Raw genomic sequence first — 21,440 nt, forward strand, 5'->3', positions numbered from 1 at the left:
GGCGCGGGCGGCCGCAAGAATAGCGGTTATCGACCGACAAAACACGCCACCCGCGTTTCCCGTGCGGGGCGGCGCTATGGAGACAACCCCATGCCGAAGCTCGACGCCTCGACGCATCAGGCCCTGGCTCGCGAACTGCACGACGCCGAACGCAGCTGCACGCCGGTGATGCAGTTTTCCCGCCGCTATCCCGAGATGACGATTGCCGACAGCTACGCGATTTCGCAGGCGTGGCTGGCGCTGAAGTTCGCGCAGGGGCGTCGCGTGATCGGTCACAAGATCGGGTTGACCTCGCGCGCCATGCAGGTGGCGGCGCAAATCACCGAACCCGACCACGGCACGCTGCTCGACGACATGCTCGTTGCCGATGGCGCGACGCTCGAAGCCTCGCGCTTCATCGTGCCGCGTCTCGAAGTGGAGCTGGCGTTCATTCTCGCCAAGCCGCTCAAGGGGCCAGGCGTCACGCTCTTCGACGTGCTCGACGCCACCGCCTGGGTGACGCCCGCGCTCGAACTGATCGACGGGCGTATCGAGCTTTTCGATCGCGACACGAAAGCGCCGCGCAAAGTCTTCGACACGATTGCCGACAACGCCGCGAATGCGGCAGTGATTCTCGGCGGACGCCCCGTCAAGCCGGACGCCATCGATCTGCGCTGGGCGGGCGCGCTGCTTTACCGCAACGGGGTGATCGAAGAGTCGGGACTGAGCGCGGCCGTGCTGAACCACCCTGGCAACGGTATTGCGTGGCTTGCGAACAAGCTGGGGGCGTTCGACGAAGGTTTGCAGGCGGGCGAGATCGTACTGGCCGGGTCGTTCACGCGACCGGTGGCCTGCGCGGCCGGCGACGTCTTCCACGCCGACTACGGCCCGCTCGGCGCCATTGGCGTGCGCTTTGTCTGAGTGTGTCCTGAGCATCCGCCCGCATCCGTGCGCGTTTGATTCACCGGAGTCCCTGTCATGAAAACACCCCCGAATTCCTTTAAGCAGGCGCTCGCGCGCGGCGAGCGTCAGATCGGTCTGTGGATGGGGCTCGCCACGCCTTATGCGGCGGAGTTGTGCGCCGGCAGCGGCTTCGACTGGCTGGTGATCGACGGCGAGCACGCGCCCAACGACCTGTGCTCGATGCTCGCGACACTGCAAGCCGTGGCGCCGTATCCGACGCACCCGGTCGTGCGTCTGCCCCATGGCGACGCCGCGCTCATCAAGCAAGTGCTGGAGATCGGTGCGACGACATTGCTCGTGCCGATGGTCGAATCCGCCGCCATGGCGCGCGAGTTGGCGAGCGCGACGCGCTACCCGCCGCAGGGCATACGCGGTGTGGGCAGCGGACTGGCGCGCTCGTCGCGCTGGAACCGCTACGAAGACTATCTGCACGCCGCGAACGAGACGACGTGCCTGCTCGTGCAAGTGGAGACGGCCGACGCGCTGGCGCAGGTCGACGAGATCGCGGCCGTCGATGGCGTGCACGGCGTGTTCATCGGGCCGGCCGATCTCGCGGCCTCGATGGGCCATCTCGGTCAGGCGACCCATCCGGAGGTGCGCAAGGCCATCGAGGCAGGCATCGCGCGCATTCGCCGCGCGGGCAAGGCGGCCGGGATTCTGTGCGTGGACGAGACGCTCGCTCGCCATTACCTCGATCTGGGCGTGACGTTCGTCGCCGTAGGCATCGACACCACGCTGCTCGCGAGCGCGAGCCGTGCCCTCGCCGCGAAATTCGCGCCCCCCGGCGATGAGACGCGCTGATTCACGCCAATTCGGGCCGATCCGCGAGCATCGAACGAATGCCTGCGGATCGGTGCGAGACCTTCGGGCATGTCTGTCCCCAGGCTTCCCCCCAGAAAACACTTCCAAAGAGACATGGCATGAGTGCTACCCGTTTTGACGTCGCCGGCGTATCGGTTTCGCCGGATCACTTTATCGATGGCCGTCGCGTGGCGTCCGAGGAGACGTTCGAGTGCGTTTCGCCCATCGACCAGACGCCTCTGGGCGATATCGCGAGCGGTACGCAGGCCCACGTCGACGCGGCGGTGACATCTGCTGCGCGGGCGTTTCCCGCATGGGCGGCGCTGAGTGCGGCCGCGCGCCAGCCGTATCTCCAGCGGTTCGCCGAAGCCATCGGACGCCGCGCTGACGACTTCGCCGCGCTGGAGAGTGTCGACGCCGGCGTGCTGCGCTCGCGCATGGCGCACGGCGTGGTGCCGCGCGCCATGCAGAACATCACATGGTTTGCCGAGCACGCGCTGACGTTGCAGGACCGGGTAATCGAGACGCCGCAGGCGCGGCACCTCGTGCGTCACGACCCGGCGGGCGTCGTCGCCGTCATCACGCCATGGAATTCGCCGCTGATGCTCGCGACGTGGAAGGTCGGGCCGGCGCTGGCATCGGGCAACACCGTGGTATTGAAAGCGCCTGAGTGGGCGCCGCTGACGTCGTCGCTGCTCTCCGATTGCGCGCTTGAAGCGGGGCTGCCGCCGGGCGTCTTCAACCTGTTGCAGGGCGCAGGTGCCGTGACAGGGGCGGCGCTCGTGAGCGACGCTCGGCTCGCGCGCATCTCCTTTACCGGGTCGGTTGCCACAGCCAAATGGATCGCGAAGACGGCCGCCGCGAATCTCGTGCCTTGCAGTCTCGAACTGGGCGGCAAGTCGGCCTTCATCGTGCTGGCGGACGCCGATCTCGACGCCGCCGCCGCGACCGCTGCGCTGATGTATCGCAACGCCGGGCAAGTGTGTCTGGCAGGCACGCGTGTGCTCGTGCATGCCGACGTGGCGCCTGCGTTCACCGAGAAGCTGCGCGAGGTCGTGGCGCGTCTGGTCGTGGGCGACCCGCGCGATGGCGCGACCGAGGTCGGTCCGATCATTCACATGCGCCAGCTTGAGCGCGTGCAGGGCTTTGTCGAGCGCGCCGTGGCCGGCGGCGCCCGCGTGCTATGGGGCGGCACGCGTCACGCGTTCGGCGCGCAGTACTTCGCGCCGACGCTGATCGCCGGCCTGCATCAACACGACGAAATCGTGCAGCAGGAAGTCTTCGGCCCGGTGCTCACGTTGCAAACGTTCACGAGTGACGACGAAGTCGTCGCCATGGCCAACGGCACGGACTACGGCTTAGGCGGCGTCTGCTACGGCGACGAGCCGCACGCCATTGCCGTGGCGCAGCACGTGCGCACGGGGTTCATCTGGATCAACAGCTTCGGCATTCGCGATCTGGCCGCGCCGTTCGGCGGCATCAAACGCTCGGGCGTCGGACGCGAAGGCGGCGACTGGAGCTTCGAATTTTTCTGCGACGTGAAGGATGTCGTCGTTCCGAAGCAACCGTTCAAGGCCAGCTTCAGTCACCGTTGATGCCGACGATGGGCATCGCCAACCAAACAGCAGGATGAGAGGAGAGCAACATGGGACAGATCGTCGGCGCGGCATTGGTGTCGCATCACCCCGGCCTGATGCAATGTGAGGAGTTCCGCGTGTTGCAGGGCGCAGGCGCGGATTCGGATTTGATCCCCGGCTACGCGCGTCTGCGCGAGCGGATTGAGGCGGTGCGGCCGGATGTCGTCATGATTTTCGACTCGCACTGGTTCACTACCGGCTATCACCTGATCGACGGCGGGGCGCATTACTCGGGCATGTACATCTCGGATGAAATGCCGTGGTATCTGCATGGCGTGCCGTACGACTATCGCGGGCATCCGGCGCTGGCGCTCGCCGTCGACGGCGTGGCGCGTGAGCGCGGCGTGCGGGCCCGGGCGGTGCAGCATCCCGATCTGCCGCGGCATTACCCGACGATCAACGTCATCAAGCAGATGCGGCTCGACGCATGGCCGATCGTGACGGTCAGTTCGTGCCAGAACTGCGAGACGCAGCACTTCCTGCAATCGGGCGAAGTGATCGGCGAGGCGATTCGCCGCAGCGATCTGCGGGTGGTGATGCTTGCGTCGGGCGCGTTGAGTCACAAGTTCAACGGCATCGACTGGAAGCCCAATCATCCGCGCATCTTTCACGAGAGCAACGTGTCGCGACCGGAGAATATCGAGAGCGACAAGCGCGCCATCGAGGCGTTTCGCGAGGGGCGTCACGACCGGATTCTGGCGGACTGGGATACGGACTATCGCAAGCGTCCGTGGGAGGCGCACGGCGCGCACTATCTCCAGATGGTGGGCGCGCTGGGCGGTGCCGAATGCCGTAGCGCGGGCACGGTGCTCTCCGATTACGAGAACGCGCGCGGCACGGGCAACGTGCACATCTGGTTCGACACCCTCTGACGAGGAGAGACCATGGACTTCGAATTTCCGTTGCGTGAATTGCCTGCCGTGATGCGCGGGCCGCGTGTCGAGCGCCGTCGCATTCTGCTGGGCGGGAGCGCGTTCTGGGGCACCGTTGTCGAAGCGGGGAGCGAGCAGGGCATGCTGCGGCTCGACGACGGACGCTGCGTCGATCCGCAGGCGCTCACGCATCTGCCGCCGGTCGATCCGTCGAAGATCATCGCCGTGCACATCTCCTATCGCTCGCGTAGCATGGAGACGCGCAACAAGCCCAAGCCGACCGATACGCCGACGTACTTCACCAAGCCGCCCACGTCGCTCAACGGCCACGGCGGCCAGATTCTCAAGCCGGCGGACTGCCGCTATCTGAATTACGAGAGCGAGTATGCGGTCGTGATCGGGCGCACTTGCCGCAACGTGCTGCCCGACGAGGCGTGGGATTACATCGAGGGTTTCTGTCCCGCGCTGGATATGGGATTGCAGGATTTTCGCGACACCGATCAGGGATCGATGTTGCGTGTGAAGGGGGCGGACACGTTGCTGCCTATCGGGCCGGGTATCGTGCGCGGTGTGAATCTGTTCGAGCAGACGTTGCGGACCTATCGCAACGGACGCGTCGTGCAGGAGGCGCATATCGGCGACGAGACGATCTGGGGACCGCATTACGTGATCGCGGACATCGCGCGCCACATCACGCTGGTGCCGGGCGATGTGATCCTGATGGGCACGCCATGCCATTCGCGCTCGGTCGATGCGGGCGATCTGGTGGAGTGCGAGATCACCGGACTGGGGCGGTTGTCGGGGCGGGTCGTGCAGATCGACGCGCCACGGGCGGCGGCGCTCGGCGTGGGGCATGCGCCGGGCGACAGTCCTGAAGTGCGCCGTGTGGCGCTGGGTTTTGACGAGCGTGTGCCGGAGCGATTCAAGGAAAACTATCGGCTCGCGGCACATCGGCAGGAGACAACAGGAGTGAAAGAATGAAGGTGACGATCATTGGCGCGGGCGCCATCGGTGGCCTGATCGGTCAGCGGCTGGCCGCAACGGGTGAGGCGCAGGTGAGTGCGCTCGCGCGCGGGGCGACGCTCGCAGCGCTGCGCGCGCGTGGCTGGCGTGTGACGCAGGGCGAGACGCTGGCTAGCGCGCCCGTGGCCGCCGCGCATCCGCTGGAAGACGCGGCGAAGCTCGGCGTTCAGGACTTGGTCGTCATCGCGGTGAAGGGGCCGGCGCTTGCGCAGGTCGCGGCGTCGGTGGTGCCGTTGCTCGGTCCGCACACGCTCGTGCTGCCTGCGATGAATGGCGTGCCGTGGTGGTTCTGCAAGGGCGTGGCGCCGTTTGGCGAGGCGGCGTTGACGAGCGTCGATCCGGATGGCGCAATCGGCGCGGCGATTCCTCTGGAGAACGTGATCGGTTGCGTGGTGCATGCGAGCGCATCGACATCGGAGCCGGGGCTGGTCGATCACAAGATGGGACGCGGGCTGATCGTCGGTGAGCCGGGCGGCGGCAGCAGCGAGCGCGTGCAGCGGCTCGCGGGCTTGCTTGCGCGTGCGGGGTTCGAGGTGAAGGCGTCGGAAAATGTGCGCCTGGACATCTGGTACAAGCTCTGGGGCAATCTGACGATGAACCCGGTGTCGGCGCTCACGGGCGCGACCATCGACCGTCTGCTCGACGATCCGCTGGTGCGGGCGTTCTGCTCGGCGGCGATGCGCGAGGCGGCGGACATCGGAGCGAAGATCGGCTGCACCATCGACCAGTCGCCGGAAGACCGTCATCAGGTGACGGCGAAGCTGGGGGCGTTCAAGACGTCGATGCTGCAGGACATGGAAGCCAACCGTCCCATCGAGCTCGACGCGCTGGTAAGCGTGGTGCGCGAGATCGGCCAGCGCGTGTCTGTCCCCACCCCCAACATCGACGCCCTGCTTGGCCTGACCCGCCTGTTCGGGCGGGTGCATGGGTTATACCCACAGTAAGCTCGTCGTCGCGGGAACTGGAAAAGGGGCACTGCATTTCCGAACTGACCCGCAAGCGCTGGACATAGATCCAACCCTTGCGGGCACTTCATTCACGGTGTCCCTTTTTTTGCTGCTATTTTCAGAGCGCGGTGGATGCTCAGCGCACGCCAGTGTGCCGGTACACCTGACGCAGCGCGACGAGACCTACGGCAGCGGCGGCCATCATGTAGAAGCTCGGGGCCAGTTTGCTGCCCGTCGCGTTGATCAGCCACGTCAGGATAAAGGGCGCGAAACCGCCGAAGAACGTCACCGACAGGTTGTACGACAGCGACAAGCCGGTCGTGCGTGTCTTCACCGGGAAGATCTCCGACGCCAGTGCCGGCAGCGGCGCGAAGTAGATCGTCATCAGCACGCCCAATAACGTTTGCAACGCGAGCATCATGCCGAAGCTCGGGTGCGTCGACAGCAGCCAGAACATCGGCCAGATCGATACCAGCAATAAGGCCGCCGCGATCATCATCGGCTTCGCGCGTCCCACCCGATCGGACCACGCGCCCACGAGCGGCGACAGGAACATCTGCACGATCCCCGTGGCGACCGTTGCCGCAAATGCCACCGACGCAGGCAGCCCCAGTTGCTTGATCGCGTACGTCGGCATGTACAGCACGAGGTACGTCGAGACGGTTGCAACCACGACCGCGCCGACGGCCAGCAGCAGACGCATCTTCTGATGCTCAAACGTGTCGCGCAACGGCGTTTGCGTCGGCTCGGCCTCCAGAAATTCCGGCGTCTCGCTCACATGACGGCGGATGTAATACGCCACCGGTCCGATCAGCAGGCCGAACACGAACGGCACGCGCCAGCCCCAGCTTTGCATCTGCTCCGGCGAGAGCGTGCTTGTGAGCACCGCGCCGAAGCCCGCGGCCAGCAGCGTCGTCAGCCCCTGGCTCGCCACCTGAAAGCTCGCGAAGAAGCCGCGCCGCTGCGGCGCATGTTCGGCCAGAAACGCCGTCGCGCTGCCGAACTCGCCACCCGCCGAGAAGCCCTGGATCATGCGCGCCAGCACGATGCCCATCGGCGCCAGAACGCCAATGGTTTCATATGTCGGCATGAAGGCGATGATCGCGGTGCCCACCATCATCAACAGAATGGTCAGGGTCAGGGCTTCCCGACGCCCCCGGCGATCCGCGTACACGCCGATCACGATGGCGCCGAGCGGTCGCATGAAGAACGACACCCCGAAGGTGCCGAGCGTGAGCAGCAGCGAGGTCGTGTCGTCGTGCGCGGGGAAGAACAGCTTCGCAATCGTGACGGCGAAAAAGCCATACACGACGAGATCGAACCATTCGAGCGCGTTTCCGATGGACGCCGATATCACCGCGCGCCAGGTGTGTGAGGAGGCGTCCCGTTCGATGCGGGCGCCGGCGGCCATGGCAGTGTTCATGTTGTCTCCAGTCGTTGTTATGTGTCGAGCATGTGGTTATGTGTTTTGCGGCGGCATGCGGCGCCGTGCTATTGCCCGGTCAACGCTGCGTCAGCACCTGCGCGATGGCGTGCGCGACGGTGTCGACGTTGCGCGTATTCAGACCCGCGACGCACATGCGTCCCGAGCGCAGCAGATAGACGCCGTGTGTCTCGCGCAGCGTGTCGGCCTGCGTGGCCGAGAGGCCCGTGTACGTGAACATCCCGCGCTGTGCGACGTAACGCGACAGCTTCTCGCCGCTCACATGCGGTGTCAGACGCGCGTGAATCTGCGTGCGCATCGACGCAATGCGCGTGCGCATGCCGTCGAGCTCGGTTTCCCACGCGCGGCGCAGCGAGGGCGTTGTGAGCACCTGGGCGACGAGCCGCGCGCCGTGGGTGGGCGGATTGCTGTAGTTCGCGCGCACCGTGCCCGTCAGTTGGCCGAAAACGCGTGACGCTTCGTCCGCCGTGGCACAGACCACGGACAACGCGCCGCAACGCTCGCCGTAGAGGGAGAAGTTCTTCGAGAACGAGTTGGCGACGACCGTCGGCACGCCCGCTTCGGTGAGGGCACGAACGGCGAAGGCGTCGGCGTCGAGACCGTCACCGAAGCCCTGATAGGCCATGTCGACGAAGGCGATCAGGCCACGCTCGCGCATGACGGGCACGAGCGCCTGCCATTGCGCCTGCGAGAGATCGACGCCGGTCGGGTTGTGACAACACGCATGCAGCAGCACGATGCTGTGCGGCGGTAGCGCGGCCAGTGTCTCGATCATGGCGTCGAAGCGCAGACCGCCGGTGGCGTCGTCGTAGTACGGGTAGGACTGCACTGCAAACCCCGCGCTCTCGAACACCACGCGATGGTTGTCCCAGCTCGGGTCGCTGATCCAGACGGTGCTCTGCGGGAAATAGCGCTTCAGAAAGTCCGCACCCACGCGCAATGCGCCACCGCCGCCGAGCGTCTGCAAAGTGGCGATGCGTTGCTCGCGACGCGCGGCGCTGTCCTCACCGAAGACGAGCGCCTGCACGGCGTCGCGGTAGGCCGGCGTGCCCGCCATCGGCAAATAGGGGCGGGGGCCGATGTCCGAGAGTACGGCCGACTCGGCCTCGCGTACGGCCTGCATGACCGGCAGACGGCCGTCGTCGTCGAAGTAGATGCCGATCGACAGATTGACTTTGTGCTGGCGCGGATCGTGCCCGAAGGCTTCGTTCAGGCTGAGGATGGGGTCGCCGGGATAGGCGTCGACGTGGGAAAACATGGGGTCTCGCTCCGTCTCGATAGTCGAATGGGAATTTTGAAAATCGATTGTGGGCGACGCCCCTTTACGGAACAATCAATCGATTCTGGTCCATTCGTAAGCGAAACTTGATAATCGACACGCCATGCCCCTGACCCGCGTCACGCTCCGCCAGTTCGAAGCGCTGGTGGCCATCGCCGAACTGCACAGCTTCGCTGAGGCCGGAAATCGCCTCGGGCTCACGTCGTCCGCTGTGAGTCAGCTCGTCGCCGAGCTCGAATCGGTGCTCGGTTTTCGTATCTTCGACCGTACGACGCGGCGCGTGGCGCTCTCCAGCGCCGGACGCGATTTCCTGGCCTCGGCAGAGTCGGTGCTGCGCCACGTGCAGGCCGCCGAAAAAACCGCCGACGATCTGCGTAACCGGGCCGCCGGCATTGTGCGTGTAGGGGCGCCGCTGGTGCTCGCGAGCATGGCGTTGCCCGCGGCGATTCGCGAGTACGCGACGTTGCGCCCGAAGGTGGTCGTGCGCGTGGTCGACACCCCCGTCGATGCGCTCATCGATCATGTCGCGAACGGCGATCTCGATATCGCTATCGGCCCCAATCGCGCGACGGGAGCGCATGTGGCCGGTGCGCCCGCGTTCGATAGTCCGTGGGTGTTGTGGTGTGCGCCGGAGCATGCGCTCGCGCGTCGCCGTCGGGTGCGCTGGACGGATCTGCGCGACACGCCACTCGTTGCCGCCGGACGCGATCACGAGCGCAGCGTCGCGCAAATGCGCTTGTCCGCACCGCCGGATGCGCGCATCACGACCATCGACGTCGTCGATAACGTGACGACGGCACTCGGCGTCGCGTCACAAGGACTGGCGGCCACGCTCACGCCGGGTTATGTGGCGGCGCTCGCGCATCCGTTCGGCTTGGTCATGCGCCGTGTCGTCGCGCCCGAGACGATTCGTCAGGTCTGTGTGTATCGCCCGCTCTCGCGGGCCGCGTCGCCTGCGGCCGAAGGGTTCGCGCAATTCCTGCTGGAATGGCTGCCGCAGTGGAACGAGAAGATCATGGCGACGGCGCAGGCGTGAGCCGGCTCGATGGGCGGGAAATGCTGCACTCGGCGCAAGGCCGCGGGCGAGACAGCCGTCGGGCGCGCGCAACGACGCGCGTGACTTGACCAACGGTACGGTCGACGTGGTGGCGCGTTCGGCGGTTTGGGCGGGGGCGCCCGGCGATGCACGGGGGTCGAGGGGGGATGTCGCCGGGCACAGGGGATGCATCACCCCTCAGCGACGCTTGGCATCGGGCGACGGCAGCGCCGCGAGATCCTCGCTTAGTTGCGCGCGCAACGTGGCAATGGCCGCCGTGGTGTCGGCGGGCTTCAGTTCTTCGCGGGCAATCGCTTCACGCAGATGGTGGCGCAACATCGGGTCGCGCGTTTGTGTGAGCGTCTCGCGATAGAACGGCAATACGTTCTCGGGATGACCGCCAACGCGATAGAGATGCGCGATTTCTTCGATGGTGCGAACGGCGGCGAAACCGGGGCCGTGGTGGCCGCCCGGCGCGCCTGGGCCCCCCGGACCGCGTGGGCCGGCGCCGTCGAAGTGCGCACCCATGCCCGGCGGGGACGGCATCTCACCGGCTGGCATTGCGCTTTGCGCTCGCGCGGGCGGCAGGGTATCGGCGGGGGTGGCTGCCGTGGCGCTCATGTTGGCCGCGCCGGTGGCCGTCAATGCGAGCATCAGCGCAAGTCCGCTCGCGGCCTGGCGCATGGACATCTTTATCATATGGACTCCGTATCGAATTCGTTCACTGAAATATCGAACGACGGGGCAAGCGTAACGTGCATCGGTCAATGGGGCGGGGGGCCGTAACGACGTGTAAGGCGGGGGGCGCTGCTTGCGGGTGGGGAGGGCGACCGGGTCGATTCGGCCCGTTCTGCCCTCGTTCGGGTTCGACCGTCGAAACGATGGACGGCGTTTGTGACGCGGGACGACACGATGCGGCGCGACTTTGCGGCGACACGTGCGTCATGACGTGCCGTCCGGCCTTGTCCGGCGGGCTTTGGCGCGCGCTGTGCGTCGGCGCAAAAGTGCCTATACTGATCCGGCCTCACTGCGTCCGACCGGGTTCGATGGCCGCGCCCTGTTCCCACGGGCGAGGAATGATGCCGGGACGCAGGCATTTCCCCCTTTTTTTGATGGAGCAACTTCCGTGTCGAACAGTCAATGGATCCGTGTCGAAACCGTGGATGGCGCCTTCGATGCCTATCTGGCATTGCCGCCCACGGGTAAGACGGCGAACGCCCAGGGCGTCGTGCTGGTGCAGGAAATCTTCGGCGTGAACGAACACATTCGTGGCGTGGCCGATCAATACGCGATGGACGGCTACGTGGTGCTCGCGCCGGACATCTTCTGGCGTGCCGCCCCGCGCGTCGAACTCGGCTACGCCGGCGACGACATGGCTCGCGCAATGGCACTGCGCAAGTCGGTCGACGTCGAGAAAGCCGTGAAGGATATCGAAGCGACGGTGAAGGCACTGCGCGGCAAGCTCGATGCCGGGTCGAAGGTGGCCGCCGTCGGCTATTGCTTCGGCGGTCTTCTGTCGTACCTGAGCGCCGCGCGCGGGCTGGTTGACGCCGCCGTGCCGTACTACGGTGGCGGGATTCACAACTATCTGAACGAAGCGGCCAATCTGAACGTGCCGACGCAATTCCACTACGGTGCCCTCGATTCGCACATCACGCCGGATATCGTCACGCAGGTGAGCGAGGCCGTGAAGTCGCGTCCGAACACCGAAGTGTTCGTGTACCCGGACGCCGACCACGGCTTCAATTGCTGGTCGCGCGGTTCGTACCATCAGCCGTCGGCCGCCCTGGCCCATGGCCGCGCGCTCGAGTTCCTCGCGAAGTCGTTCGCCAAGTAAGCCACGCCATCGTCACACCGTTCTCGCAAGACACGCGCGTGAGACGCATAGCAGAGAAGCCCGCTTCGGCGGGCTTCTTCGTTTGCGCGGGAGGTGTCGGCTAGCGAGCGCTTCCCCGCTAAAAAAGCCCGTCGCCGGAGCGACGGGCAAAGTCCTGTGCGTCGAACCCGCTACGCACAGCGACAGGAGTCTTGGGTCGGGGAAGACCGGAGAACACGCTGGGCACCGGATGCCCCCGGTGCGTCGTTATGCGCAGAACGCGCGCCGCGCCGCGGCCCCTCGTCGAACGAGAGGTGCGCGGCGCGGCGAGTTACATTACGAACCGAAGTACGTGGTGCCGGCGCGTTGCAGGCCGCCAACCGAACCCACCGTGATCGCGGCGCTGGCCGTTGCCGGCTGTGCACTGGGCGCGGCCTTCGGGTACACGGAATCGTGTTGCACCACGAGACCGGCTTGCTGGGCTTGCACCAGTTCCTCGCGAACCTGGGCACGGCTCAGGGCGCTGGTTTGGGGCACCCACGAGAATTCCGAGGGACCGTCGAACGCGTCGCTGGCGAAGGCCGAGCCGGCCGACACAGCCAGCATTGCAGAAACCAGAGCCGAGGTAATAAGCGTGCGCTTCATGATGTTTTCTCCTGTCTTTTGAAAGAGGCGATGTGTTATTCATCGTCGACAGTTGAAGTTTATTGATGCGCATATGGATGATAAAGACGAGTAATGACAAGCAACTATTGCTCATAAAGAAATAATCGCTCGACACCCCAAGGAGACCCCCGATGCTCTATCTGTGGATCAAGGCCGTTCATCTGATTGCGGTGATCACGTTCATTGCCGGGATGGTGACGATGGCGCTGGGCGGGCGTCTGGCGCAGCCAGAATGGCGTCGTATTGCGCGCCGGGCGGATTACGGGCTGGCCTCGCCTGCGCTGATCGTGGTCTGGATCACGGGGCCGGCGCTTGCCATCATGGCGAACTGGTGGCATGCCCCGTGGCTCATGGCCAAGCTGGTCTTCGTGATCGTCGTCTCCGCGTTGCATGGACGGTTGTCTGCAACGCTGCGGCGTCTGGAGCGCGACGGGCGCACGAACCCGCCGGCGCTGTTCGGGCGAGCCCTGCCCATCACGATGCTGTCGATGGCTGTCATTGTCGCGCTGGTGATCGTCAAGCCGTTCTGAGCGGCGCGGGACTCGCAACGCGGCGGTAAGGGATTCGGCTTGGTATGGGTGTGTGGCCGGTGTTACGCTGGCGGCATCGCCATACACGTCCCAATTTCGCCTTTGAAAGGCCTGGTCCCAATGCCGATCACCAGTGCGTTACCCCTGGAGTTTCAGGCTCATGACCGCCCCGTCGGCGCGTTGGCGAAAGATTACCCGGATGGTCATGTGGTACGCGCGCACTGCCATCGTCGCGCGCAGTTGATGTATGCGAGTGTCGGCATACTCGAAGTGCGCACTGATACTTCGTTCTGGGTAATACCGCCGCAACGCGCGTTGTGGATTCCGGCAAATGTCACGCATGAAGTACGTATGCGCGGCAAAGTCGAGATGCGCACGATCTATGTCGATGTTGAGCGATGCGCGATGACGGCGCCCGACACGCCCGTGGTCATTCGTGTCTCGGCACTCCTGCGCGAGCTGATTCTGCGTGCGATGACGCTGCCCGCCGATTGGTCGCCGCATGGCAAGGACGCGCTCGTGATCGCGTTGCTGCTCGAGGAAGTCGAGTGGAAGAGCGACTCGCCGCTGCATTTGCAGGTGCCGCGCGACGCGCGTCTGCGCAAGATCTTCGACACTTATCTGAGCACGCCGGCCGATACGCGCAGTCTTCAGGACTGGGCGGTCGAGGTCGGGGCGTCGAGTCGCACGCTGGAGCGGCGTTTCATGACGGAGTTCGGTTTGCCGTTCCGGGAGTGGCGTCAGCACATGCGGCTGCTCGGTGCGCTGCCGCTGCTGGGCGCGGGGCGCCCCATCACGCAGGTGGCGCTCGAAGTCGGTTACGACACCCCGAGCGCGTTTTCCACCATGTTCCGCCGTTTTATGGGCGTGACGCCAAGCGAATACCTGACGCGCGCCCGCGGCCCGGATTGAGCCAGTGCATGGCGTCCCACATGTCGTCGTAGACCGGGACGCCTTCGTCATGCAAGGGCGAGCGCTGACGCTTCGAGCCGATGCCCACGAAATCGATGCCCAACTGACGCGCGACCTTCAGATCCCACATGCCATCCCCTATCGAGACAATGGCGCGCGGCCGCGTGATGCCGTAGCCCGCCTGCGCTCGCTTGATCGCCTCGGCAACCAACTGATCCCGCGAACTGTATTCGGATGCCGTGATGAGCATGGCGTCGGTGTAATCGATCGCGACCGAGCGCAGCTTGCGGTGGCTGACCTGACGAATGCCGCCGGTGGCGAAGACCACGCCCCAGCGCGAGCGGTGCGCCGCCTCGACGAAGGCGCGTGCACCGGGAATCTCGGCCAGACCGTGTGCGTTGAGCAGGGCGGTGAAGCGCTCGTCGATTTCGTGCTCGAAACGCGCCAGATCGTGCGGCTGCGGCAGGGCGCGTCCGTTTTCGGCGTGGGCGTGAATCAGAATGCCGGTGTCGGTGTGATGGGGATAGCTGCCCCAGTCGGTGTTCAGATCGTCGAACTCCAGCGACTCCATGGCGCCGAGCAGCGCGCGCTGATGGATGCGCACCGAATCGGTGAGCGTGCCGTCGACATCGAGCACCAGAATGCTGTCTTTCTCGAAACTTGCCTGCATGGTGGATAGTGGACTCGTGTCAGGGCGAAGCGGGGGGTAACAGGGGCAAAACGTGCAATCGGTGCCGCCGGCGGAAAATCCAGCCGCCGAATTGTGGGAGTGTACGAATTCGCGGCGTCGAAAAAAACGTGTCGAGTGACAGTAGCTACGCCGGACGCGACAGAAAATGCTGCCGGTTTTGATAGCTTGACGCCCGGCCCTCGTGGCATTCGACGAATTGCCGCTGCGCCGGGGCGCGGCGGCGGGATCGCGCCGAGCGGATCAGGGCCGGGTTCGTTCGGGGCCGCTCGGGTCAGTCCGGATTCGTCTGGATTAACCGAACCGGGGGCGTGACTGCGACCGGTAGTGTTGATCCAGGCGTTCGAGCTCGGCAAGCGCCTGTGCCATTTCCGAAGCGGTAGGTGCGTTGATTTGTCCTGACGCGCCACGCGTCGGGGCTGCCGGGGCGGCGGCGGCCTGGGCCGGAAGTCCTCTCGGCACGCTTTCCCTGGTCACGACTGGCGGGCGATCCCGGGGGAACGCCTGGCAGGCCCGTTGCCGGATATGCGAGTGCGGTGTGAGGGTGAGCATCTCCCGGGTCGCGCCATAGGCGAATTCGCGATAGTGCTGATGCCCCTCGTGCAGATGCTCCGCGAGCGTACGCATAAGGTTCTCGCCTCGCGGGATGGCACGCATGCGCAAGTTCGTCGTCTCAAAATACTCGGGAACGTCTCCGAACATCTGGTGCCGATGCGCCTTGGCGTGCGCCCGCGAGTTCTGCCGGATCGGCTCGATCGTGAGCGGCGACGCCAGCGAAACCAGCACGGTATGGGTCCAGCCCTGGAAGGGAATGCGAATGTAGGCGCCGAGCATGGCGTCGCGGACCTCCGGATCTCCCGAGTGGAGCCGGAGATTCGGGTCGGGGGACGGCACGCGAATGCCGTGACGGCGAGCTTCCCGTTCGCTGGTGATCAAACGAAAGAACGTAAGTTGCGGTATTTCGATATAGGCGTCGGTTCTGCTCACCAGACGCCGCATGGCGGGCGACAACTCGCGCAACCGTTCGGTCAGGCGGCGCTCCAGCGCCGACACCGAAAACTGGCCCCGCGATTCCGCGGCGAAGGTCTCGGAAAATGTGCGCTCCAGTGCGCTGGCGTTACGGCCTTCCTGCGTGAGCAACGCGCGCAGCGGGGCGGGCAGCGACGACTCGCAACCCGAGAGCATCAGACGGCTTGCGCTCACGTGCGTGCGGGCGTCTGCCGGAAGATCGAGCAGACAATTCTCGCGGTCGTCGCGGCTGCCGACTACGCATACCGGCCGCACGTCCGTCAGTCGTTCGGCGAAGACGCGCGCGCGCGTGACGGGCGGGCGTGACCAGTCGAAGGCCGTGTGGGTGTGGGAGGATGCCAGGTCTTGCGGGGGGATCGTGATGGCGTTGTCATGGATGGGCACGGAGGTGACACGCGTGAGCGTCGTCGACATTTCGTGAACATACATATCCGGCGGCGTCAATCCGTTCGTGAAGGCCAGGGCGGCCGTTAACCATTCTCCAAGAGATAGGTACATCGTTGTCTTGTCACTCCGGTTGAGGTCACGGGTGTTTTCCCGTGGTGGACCGGAGTATTCCCGCTGCGAGAATTCAGGTTGTCGTATCGGGGCGCCGGCGTTTGGTTTCGCGACGAGCCCCTGTACTCACTTCACGTTCAGACGACGGCGGCGCGCAGGCTCGGCGGCGCTTCGCGCAGCAGCGATCTGAGGCGCTTGAGCGCGCTGGCCAGACGTTCGGGGTCGCGCACGCCACCCAGCGAAATGCGGATGGCGTTGGGGGCATCGTGCGTGAGGCAAAAGGCGTCGGCGGGGGTGACGGCGAGCCCTTCGGCGCGCGCGGCCATCGTTAACTCGCGGGCGGTCCACGGCGCGGGCAGCGCATGCCAGAGGTGAATGCCCTGAGCGGGCGCGGCGTGGCCGTCGCCCAGAATGTCGGCGGCGATGGCCTGACGCTGTGCCGCGGCTTCCTTCACGCCGTCCATGATGCGGTCGGCCGTGCCGTCGTGAATCCATTGGGTCGCGAGCCCCGTCATCAGCGGGGGCGCCATGAGCGCGAACGAGTGCAGGGTGCTGAGGAAGGTGTCGCGCTGACGCCCATCTGCCAGACGGACATAGGCGGTGCGCAGGCCCGGAGTGAGGCATTTCGACAGCGTGGCCACGTAATGCACCCGATGCGGTGCGAGACGTGCGAGCGGCGGCGGGGCGTTCGGTGCGAGACGCCAGTACGGGTCGTCTTCGATCAGCGTCAGATCGAGTTTTTCGGCGACCGCGAGCAACTCGTGGCGGCGGCGCTCGGGCATGGTGCGGGCGGTCGGATTCTGGAGCGTCGGGTTCAGATAGACGAGGCGCGCACGATGCTGTCTCGCGGCGGCGGCCAGAGCGTCGGGCAGCATGCCGTCGCCATCGGCGGCGACACGCTCCAACTGCCGCCCGAGTGAGCGGGCCGCGCTGCGCAGGCCCGGGTAGACGATCGGCTCGCACAGCACGGTCTCGTCGCGGGCGGTGTCCGTCAGAAGCAACGCGGCCAGCGTGGCCTGCGCGCCCGGGCAGACGAGTACGTCCGCCGGATCGAGATGCCCGAGCATCGGCGTGAGCCAGAGCGCACCGGCCTGCCGGTCCGCAACCCCTCCGTCACCCAGTTGGTAGGCCATGAGCATGGAGGCGTCCGTATGGCGGAGCACCTCGTCGATGCCCTTTTGCAAGAGCTCGCCGAGGAACTGGCCGGCCGGTGCGGGCGGAATGTTCATGCCTAGATCGAGCACCTGATCGAGCGCCACCCGCGGCGTGCTCACGAAGGTGCCGAGCGGGCCGCGTCCCTCGATGGTGTGACGGTCGCGCGCCCGGTTGTACGCGCGTGTGACGGTCGTGAAATCGATGCCCAACCACGACGCGAGCTCGCGCTGTGCGGGCAGTCGGTCGCCCGGACGCAGACGGCCGTCGGCCACGGACTGCTCGATGAAGCTCGCAAGACGCAGATAACGTGGACCCTTGCCCACGGTGAGAGCCGGTTTCCAGAAGGTAGCGCGCAGGGTGTCGTGGGAGGTGTCCATAGCGATGTCGGTAGTATGTATGGATATTTATGCGAAAATACGCGATGCATGCAGTGTAGTTTGCATACATGAGCGTCGCAAGGCTTGAATTTGAGAGGGGGGCGGACCTTGAGGCGGTGCATGGGGCCGGGTTGCATTCGGTTTGAGCCCGGCTTGGACCCGGCATGACCCCTATGACCCCTATGACCGTTAACAATCAACGACTTACCGCACGAATTTGCGCGAGAGTGCGTTGACACTTGCACAGCACACAGGTATAGTCGCAGGCTCCGGTTTTTCCGGCGGTATGGCCGTGCCTAATGCAAAGTGCTTATGCATCAAGCGCTTAGATGCGGACAATCCGCAAGAGATATCGGGGAGTGCGCAATAAAGTCGCATGACGGCCCGCCTTGGCTTTCATGCTTTTGACACGTTTAGGAAATCACAATGCCAACGATTAACCAATTGGTCCGCAAGCCGCGCGCCTCTGCTCAAATCAAGAGCAAGAGCCCGGCCCTGCAGGACTGCCCGCAGCGTCGCGGTGTGTGCACCCGTGTGTACACGACGACGCCGAAGAAGCCGAACTCCGCTCTGCGTAAGGTTGCCAAGGTGCGCCTGACGAACGGTTTCGAAGTCATTTCGTACATCGGTGGTGAAGGCCACAACCTGCAGGAACACTCGGTCGTGCTGATTCGCGGCGGTCGTGTGAAGGACTTGCCGGGTGTGCGTTACCACATGGTGCGCGGTAGCCTCGACACGCAAGGCGTCAAGGACCGTAAGCAGGCCCGTTCGAAGTACGGCGCGAAGCGTCCGAAGGCCTAAGCGGCTGAGCGGATATACGTTCGGTGATGGTGGTACATCGTCACTGAGTAAGTGGTCACTCGGCCCAAAAGTGGCTAGTAGGTGGCCTGGAGCCCAGCTCCAACTGAATCAATTAAGGAAGAAATCATGCCGCGTCGTCGCGAAGTCCCCAAGCGCGAAGTGTTGCCCGATCCGAAGTTCGGCAACGTTGAAGTCGCTAAATTCATGAACGTGATTATGCTTGCCGGCAAGAAGTCGGTGGCAGAGCGCATCGTTTATGGTGCTTTCGAGCAGATCCAAACCAAGGCGGGCAAGGATCCGCTGGAAGTCTTCAGCACAGCTCTCGGCAACGTGAAGCCGGTGGTAGAAGTCAAGAGCCGCCGCGTTGGCGGTGCAAACTATCAGGTTCCGGTCGAAGTGCGTCCGTCGCGTCGTATGGCATTGGCGATGCGTTGGTTGCGTGAGGCCGCGAAAAAGCGTAGCGAGAAGTCGATGGCCCTGCGTCTGGCAGGTGAGTTGATCGAGGCCTCGGAAGGCCGTGGCGGCGCCATGAAGAAGCGTGACGAAGTTCACCGCATGGCTGAAGCCAACAAGGCATTCTCGCACTTCCGCTTCTGACGCAGGCAGGCAGTACCTAAAGCAGAAACCGGGGCGGGTGCGCATGAGAAATTGCGCCTCGCCCGTTTGTGTTAGTAGCCCCTTCAAAAACGGCGGCTACACTGAAAGAGGCTTAAAGTGGCTCGTACAACCCCTATCGAGCGCTACCGCAACATCGGTATTAGCGCTCACATCGACGCAGGTAAAACCACGACGACCGAGCGCATTCTGTTCTACACCGGTGTGAACCACAAAATCGGTGAAGTGCACGATGGCGCGGCGACGATGGACTGGATGGAGCAGGAACAAGAGCGTGGCATTACGATTACGTCGGCTGCCACGACCTGCTTCTGGTCCGGCATGGCCAACAACTATCAAAAGCACCGCATCAACATCATCGACACCCCGGGTCACGTCGACTTCACGATTGAAGTCGAGCGCTCGATGCGTGTTCTCGATGGCGCCTGCATGGTGTATTGCGCCGTGGGTGGCGTGCAGCCCCAGTCGGAAACCGTTTGGCGTCAGGCCAACAAGTACGGCGTGCCGCGTCTGGCGTTCGTCAACAAGATGGACCGTACCGGCGCGAACTTCTTCAAGGTCTACGACCAGCTGAAGAACCGCCTGAAGGCAAACCCGGTGCCCGTGGTGGTGCCGATCGGCGCTGAAGAAAACTTCAAGGGCGTGGTCGACCTCATCAAGATGAAGGCGATCATTTGGGACGAAGCGTCGCAAGGCATGAAGTTCGACTACGTCGACATTCCGGTCGAGCTGCAAGCTGAAGCCCAAAAGTGGCGCGAAAGCATGGTCGAGGCCGCTGCCGAGTCGAGCGAAGAGATGATGAACAAGTACCTCGAAGAGGGCGACCTCCCCGAGGCTGACATCATCGAAGGCATTCGTCTGCGTACCATCGCTTGCGAAATCCAGCCGATGCTGTGCGGTACCGCGTTCAAGAACAAGGGCGTGCAGCGTATGCTGGACGCCGTGATCGACTTCCTGCCGTCGCCGGTCGACATTCCGCCGGTCAAGGGTACGGACGAGAAGGAACAGCCGGTCGAGCGTAAGGCTTCGGACGACGAGAAGTTCTCGTCGCTGGCGTTCAAGATCATGACGGACCCGTTCGTTGGCCAGTTGATCTTCTTCCGCGTCTACTCGGGCGTCGTGAACAAGGGCGACACGCTGCTGAACTCGGTCAAGGGCAAGAAGGAACGTCTGGGCCGTATCGTGCAGATGCACGCGAACCAGCGTGAAGAAATCGACGAAGTGCGCGCTGGCGACATCGCCGCAGCTGTGGGCCTGAAGGATGCAACGACGGGTGACACGCTGTGCGATCCGTCCGCACCGATCGTGCTCGAGCGCATGGTGTTCCCGGAGCCGGTGATTTCGCAGGCTGTCGAGCCGAAGACCAAGGCTGACCAGGAAAAGATGGGCCTCGCCCTGAACCGCCTGGCTCAGGAAGATCCGTCGTTCCGCGTGCAAACCGATGAAGAATCGGGTCAAACCATCATTTCGGGTATGGGCGAGCTCCACCTCGAAATTCTGGTTGACCGTATGAAGCGCGAATTCGGCGTGGAAGCCAACATCGGCGCACCGCAAGTTGCCTACCGCGAAACCATTCGCAAGTCGGCTGCGGACGTCGAAGGCAAGTTCGTCAAGCAGTCGGGCGGTCGCGGCCAGTTCGGTCACGCTGTCATTACGCTTGAGCCGAGCGAGCAAGGCGCGGGCTACAAGTTCCTCGACGAGATCAAGGGTGGTGTTATTCCGCGTGAATACATCCCGGCCGTTGACAAGGGTATTCAAGACACCCTCAAGAGCGGTGTTCTCGCCGGCTTCCCGGTGGTCGACGTCACGGTTCACCTGACGTTCGGTTCGTACCACGATGTGGACTCGAACGAAAACGCGTTCCGCATGGCCGGTTCGATGGCTTTCAAGGAAGCCATGCGTCGCGCCAGCCCGGTCATTCTCGAGCCGATGATGGCCGTGGAAGTGGAAACGCCGGAAGACTATATGGGTAACGTGATGGGCGACTTGTCGAGCCGTCGCGGGATTATCCAGGGCATGGACGACATGGTCGGCGGCGGCAAGATCGTGCGCGCTGAAGTTCCGCTGTCGGAAATGTTCGGCTACTCGACTGCGCTGCGTTCGGCCACGCAAGGCCGCGCCACGTACACGATGGAGTTCAAGCACTACGCTGAAGCTCCGAAGAACGTGAGCGAAGCCATCATCAGCGCCAAGAGCAAGTAATTGAATTGAAGGGCGCCTGCATCATGCGGTGCAGCGCCCATCTCACTGTTAATCGTCTATTCAGTATCTGAGGATTCGGAAATGGCAAAGGAAAAATTCGAGCGGACTAAGCCGCACGTGAACGTCGGCACCATCGGTCACGTTGACCATGGCAAGACCACCCTGACGGC

At 64.4% G+C, this 21,440-nt stretch carries 21 protein-coding genes; 14 read left to right on the forward strand and 7 right to left on the reverse strand.

Annotated features, from left to right (window positions below; translation table 11 throughout):
• Positions 1–90: 90 nt before the first annotated feature.
• The 6 genes from hpaH to ACIPHM_RS23800 all read left to right on the forward strand — a co-directional run bounded on the left by hpaH (position 91) and on the right by ACIPHM_RS23800 (position 6,219).
• A complete protein-coding gene (hpaH, locus tag ACIPHM_RS23775) occupies positions 91–900 on the forward strand; it encodes a 2-oxo-hept-4-ene-1,7-dioate hydratase (protein ID WP_400333908.1) in 810 nt (269 codons plus the stop codon).
• A 57-nt stretch (positions 901–957) separates the two neighbouring features.
• Positions 958–1,743, forward strand: coding sequence for a 4-hydroxy-2-oxoheptanedioate aldolase (gene hpaI, locus ACIPHM_RS23780; RefSeq protein WP_400333911.1), 786 nt, complete (start codon positions 958–960; stop codon positions 1,741–1,743).
• A 119-nt stretch (positions 1,744–1,862) separates the two neighbouring features.
• Positions 1,863–3,338, forward strand: a complete 1,476-nt coding sequence (locus ACIPHM_RS23785; protein ID WP_400333914.1) for an aldehyde dehydrogenase family protein — start codon at positions 1,863–1,865, stop codon at positions 3,336–3,338.
• Between the two features lie 50 nt (positions 3,339–3,388).
• Positions 3,389–4,252 carry an extradiol ring-cleavage dioxygenase gene (locus ACIPHM_RS23790; RefSeq protein WP_400333917.1) on the forward strand — a complete coding sequence of 288 codons (864 nt, stop codon included), beginning with the start codon at positions 3,389–3,391 and terminating at the stop codon, positions 4,250–4,252.
• Positions 4,253–4,264: 12 nt separating this feature from the next.
• A complete protein-coding gene (locus ACIPHM_RS23795; protein WP_400333920.1) occupies positions 4,265–5,233 on the forward strand; it encodes a fumarylacetoacetate hydrolase family protein in 969 nt (322 codons plus the stop codon).
• The gene (locus ACIPHM_RS23800) at positions 5,230–6,219 is read left to right on the forward strand and encodes a 2-dehydropantoate 2-reductase (protein WP_400333923.1); all 990 of its coding nucleotides are present in this window, start codon (positions 5,230–5,232) and stop codon (positions 6,217–6,219) included. The genes ACIPHM_RS23795 and ACIPHM_RS23800 overlap by 4 nt, the downstream gene beginning before the upstream one ends.
• 139 nt (positions 6,220–6,358) lie before the next feature.
• On the opposite strand, the gene ACIPHM_RS23805 is transcribed toward ACIPHM_RS23800, so the two are convergent.
• Both ACIPHM_RS23805 and ACIPHM_RS23810 read right to left on the reverse strand, forming a co-directional pair.
• Positions 6,359–7,645, reverse strand: a complete 1,287-nt coding sequence (locus ACIPHM_RS23805; protein WP_400333926.1) for an MFS transporter — start codon at positions 7,643–7,645, stop codon at positions 6,359–6,361.
• A gap of 79 nt (positions 7,646–7,724) precedes the next feature.
• Positions 7,725–8,924, reverse strand: a complete 1,200-nt coding sequence (locus tag ACIPHM_RS23810) for an aromatic amino acid transaminase (protein ID WP_400333932.1) — start codon at positions 8,922–8,924, stop codon at positions 7,725–7,727.
• 124 nt (positions 8,925–9,048) lie between these two features.
• Here ACIPHM_RS23810 and ACIPHM_RS23815 point away from each other — a divergent pair, with 124 nt between their 5' ends.
• The gene (locus tag ACIPHM_RS23815) at positions 9,049–9,981 is read left to right on the forward strand and encodes a LysR family transcriptional regulator (RefSeq protein ID WP_400333935.1); all 933 of its coding nucleotides are present in this window, start codon (positions 9,049–9,051) and stop codon (positions 9,979–9,981) included.
• 198 nt (positions 9,982–10,179) lie between these two features.
• Here ACIPHM_RS23815 and ACIPHM_RS23820 read toward each other — a convergent pair whose 3' ends face one another.
• Positions 10,180–10,680 carry a hypothetical protein gene (locus tag ACIPHM_RS23820; RefSeq protein WP_400333938.1) on the reverse strand — a complete coding sequence of 167 codons (501 nt, stop codon included), beginning with the start codon at positions 10,678–10,680 and terminating at the stop codon, positions 10,180–10,182.
• Between the two features lie 427 nt (positions 10,681–11,107).
• Between ACIPHM_RS23820 and ACIPHM_RS23825 the strand changes: the two genes are divergently transcribed.
• Entirely contained in the window at positions 11,108–11,818 is a 711-nt protein-coding gene (locus ACIPHM_RS23825) for a dienelactone hydrolase family protein (protein WP_400333941.1), read from the forward strand.
• 315 nt (positions 11,819–12,133) lie between these two features.
• On the opposite strand, the gene ACIPHM_RS23830 is transcribed toward ACIPHM_RS23825, so the two are convergent.
• Complete coding sequence (locus ACIPHM_RS23830; protein WP_400333944.1) at positions 12,134–12,442, reverse strand: DUF4148 domain-containing protein; 309 nt, start codon at positions 12,440–12,442, stop codon at positions 12,134–12,136.
• A 152-nt stretch (positions 12,443–12,594) separates the two neighbouring features.
• Here ACIPHM_RS23830 and ACIPHM_RS23835 point away from each other — a divergent pair, with 152 nt between their 5' ends.
• Entirely contained in the window at positions 12,595–12,993 is a 399-nt protein-coding gene (locus tag ACIPHM_RS23835; protein WP_400333946.1) for a CopD family protein, read from the forward strand.
• A 120-nt stretch (positions 12,994–13,113) separates the two neighbouring features.
• Entirely contained in the window at positions 13,114–13,905 is a 792-nt protein-coding gene (locus ACIPHM_RS23840; RefSeq protein WP_400333949.1) for an AraC family transcriptional regulator, read from the forward strand.
• On the opposite strand, the gene ACIPHM_RS23845 is transcribed toward ACIPHM_RS23840, so the two are convergent.
• From ACIPHM_RS23845 to ACIPHM_RS23855, 3 genes are all read right to left on the reverse strand, one after another.
• The gene (locus tag ACIPHM_RS23845) at positions 13,853–14,575 is read right to left on the reverse strand and encodes an HAD family hydrolase (protein WP_400333951.1); all 723 of its coding nucleotides are present in this window, start codon (positions 14,573–14,575) and stop codon (positions 13,853–13,855) included. The genes ACIPHM_RS23840 and ACIPHM_RS23845 overlap by 53 nt on opposite strands.
• A gap of 312 nt (positions 14,576–14,887) precedes the next feature.
• Positions 14,888–16,120, reverse strand: coding sequence for a hypothetical protein (locus ACIPHM_RS23850; RefSeq protein WP_400333954.1), 1,233 nt, complete (start codon positions 16,118–16,120; stop codon positions 14,888–14,890).
• Positions 16,121–16,257: 137 nt separating this feature from the next.
• Positions 16,258–17,652: a PLP-dependent aminotransferase family protein gene (locus tag ACIPHM_RS23855; protein ID WP_400333957.1), complete on the reverse strand. Its 1,395-nt coding sequence runs from the start codon at positions 17,650–17,652 to the stop codon at positions 16,258–16,260.
• Positions 17,653–18,078: 426 nt separating this feature from the next.
• Between ACIPHM_RS23855 and rpsL the strand changes: the two genes are divergently transcribed.
• The 4 genes from rpsL to ACIPHM_RS23875 form a co-directional block, all read left to right on the forward strand.
• The gene (gene rpsL / locus ACIPHM_RS23860; RefSeq protein WP_400333960.1) at positions 18,079–18,453 is read left to right on the forward strand and encodes a 30S ribosomal protein S12; all 375 of its coding nucleotides are present in this window, start codon (positions 18,079–18,081) and stop codon (positions 18,451–18,453) included.
• Between the two features lie 126 nt (positions 18,454–18,579).
• Entirely contained in the window at positions 18,580–19,050 is a 471-nt protein-coding gene (rpsG, locus tag ACIPHM_RS23865; protein WP_400333963.1) for a 30S ribosomal protein S7, read from the forward strand.
• 117 nt (positions 19,051–19,167) lie between these two features.
• Positions 19,168–21,270: an elongation factor G gene (gene fusA, locus ACIPHM_RS23870; RefSeq protein WP_400333966.1), complete on the forward strand. Its 2,103-nt coding sequence runs from the start codon at positions 19,168–19,170 to the stop codon at positions 21,268–21,270.
• Positions 21,271–21,351: 81 nt separating this feature from the next.
• A partial coding sequence (locus ACIPHM_RS23875) for a GTP-binding protein (protein ID WP_038059333.1) occupies positions 21,352–21,440 on the forward strand: 89 nt, incomplete at its 3' end.

Source organism: Pandoraea sp. NPDC087047 (genome assembly GCF_044745225.1).
GTDB lineage: Bacteria > Pseudomonadota > Gammaproteobacteria > Burkholderiales > Burkholderiaceae > Pandoraea.